The organism is Neisseria sp. P0001.S005, assembly GCF_051963715.1.
The window spans coordinates 1-1,832 of sequence record NZ_JBQCTZ010000370.1; the positions used below are offsets into that span (position 1 = coordinate 1).

Sequence of the window (1,832 nt, forward strand, 5' to 3'; positions counted from 1 at the left end):
CGCGTCTTGCGCAAATACAACGGAATTGATCGCAAATCCTTCCCGCTGTTCTTGAAAGAATGCGAATTTCGGTTTAACTTCGGCACACCGTCTCAACAGCTTAAAATTCTGCGGGATTGGTGTGGAATTTAGGGCTAATCTACGTCAGCCCCAAAAGAAAACCACTGAGGCTGAATAAATTATCAAAATAAATTTAAGGCCGTCTGAAGCGATTAAATCTTTTGAGATTTGGTTTTCAGACGGCCTTCGTATTTCAATAAAAAACCGCAGGTCTTTCAACCTGCGGTTTGCTTTTATGATTTGTTTTCTTCGCTGTCGAGGAAGCTGCGGAGACGGTCGCTGCGGGTAGGATGGCGCAGCTTACGCAGGGCTTTGGCTTCGATTTGACGGATACGTTCACGGGTTACGTCAAATTGTTTGCCGACTTCTTCGAGCGTGTGGTCGGTATTCATATCGATACCGAAACGCATGCGCAACACTTTGGCTTCGCGCGGTGTCAGGCTTTCGAGGATTTCTTTGGTTACTTCGTGCAGGCTGGTGTACATCGCAGCTTCTGCCGGTGCAACGTTGTTGGCATCCTCGATGAAGTCGCCCAAGTGCGAATCGTCGTCATCGCCGATAGGGGTTTCCATGGAAATCGGCTCTTTGGCGATTTTCATGATTTTGCGGATTTTGTCTTCCGGCATTTCCATCAGCTCGGCCAGTTTGGCAGAATCAGGCTCTTCACCGGTTTCTTGCAGGTATTGGCGCGAGATACGGTTCATTTTGTTGATGGTTTCAATCATGTGAACCGGAATACGGATCGTACGCGCTTGGTCGGCGATGGAACGGGTAATCGCTTGACGGATCCACCATGTGGCATAAGTAGAGAACTTGTAGCCGCGGCGGTATTCGAATTTGTCTACCGCTTTCATCAGACCAATATTGCCTTCTTGAATCAAATCAAGGAACTGCAAGCCGCGGTTAGTGTATTTTTTGGCAATGGAAATAACCAAACGCAAGTTAGCCTGAATCATTTCCTGTTTGGCGGCTGAGGTTTCTTTTTCGCTCAACACCATGTTTTTGTTGATTTCTTTCAATTCTTCGATGGAAATGCGGGTTTCAGCTTCCATGTTTGCCAGCTCGGTTTGTTTTTCGAGGATGGCGTGGCGGAAACGATCCAACGCGTTTGCCCATACACGGCCTTTGGCTACTTCTTCTTCTACCCATTTCAAATCGGTAATGGCAGGCAGGAAGTTTTTGATGAAGTAGTCGCGCTCCATACGGACGCGGTCGATACAGATGTCACGGATTTCGCGTTCGAGTTTGCGGATGTTTTCAACGCGGCTGCGCAGGCTGCTGCTCAGGTTTTCGATTTGACGTGTGGCGAAACGGACTTCCAACAGTTTGTTGGCAATGGCATCGCGGTGTTTCAGGTAGTTGGCGTGTTGGCTGCCGTGTTTTTCCAACTGCTTGATCATTTTGCCGTATTCACTCTCGATAAAGGCGAAGTGTTCCAAAACTTTTTGTTTCAGTTCGGCCAAATGGGCAGCGGATATGGCTTCAGAGTCGCCGCCGGATTCGTCTTCATCTTCCTCGTCGCCATCTTCATCATCGCTATCGGTTTCGCCTTCTTCGTCATCAGGTTTGGCATTTTCCAAATGACCTAAGCCCAATTCGTTCAACAAGACTTCATTAGGGTCGATGATGGCTTCAACGACTTCATCCACACGGATTTCGTCGTTGCGGACTTGTTCGATCAAAGCCAGAATTTCGGCAATCGAGCCTGGGCAGGCTGAGATTGCCTGCACCATGTTTTTCAGTGCATTTTCGATTTTTTTGGCGATGATGAT

1 protein-coding gene and 1 pseudogene are annotated in these 1,832 nt (G+C 48.0%); one reads left to right on the forward strand and one right to left on the reverse strand.

Features of this window, described 5'->3' with window-relative positions; translation table 11 throughout:
* Nucleotides 1-132: pseudogene (locus ACTHSP_RS20250) on the forward strand (IS1595 family transposase); the annotation flags it as partial.
* Between the two features lie 161 nt (nucleotides 133-293).
* Here ACTHSP_RS20250 and rpoD read toward each other — a convergent pair.
* A partial coding sequence (gene rpoD / locus ACTHSP_RS20255; RefSeq protein ID WP_440346795.1) for an RNA polymerase sigma factor RpoD occupies nucleotides 294-1,832 on the reverse strand: 1,539 nt, incomplete at its 5' end.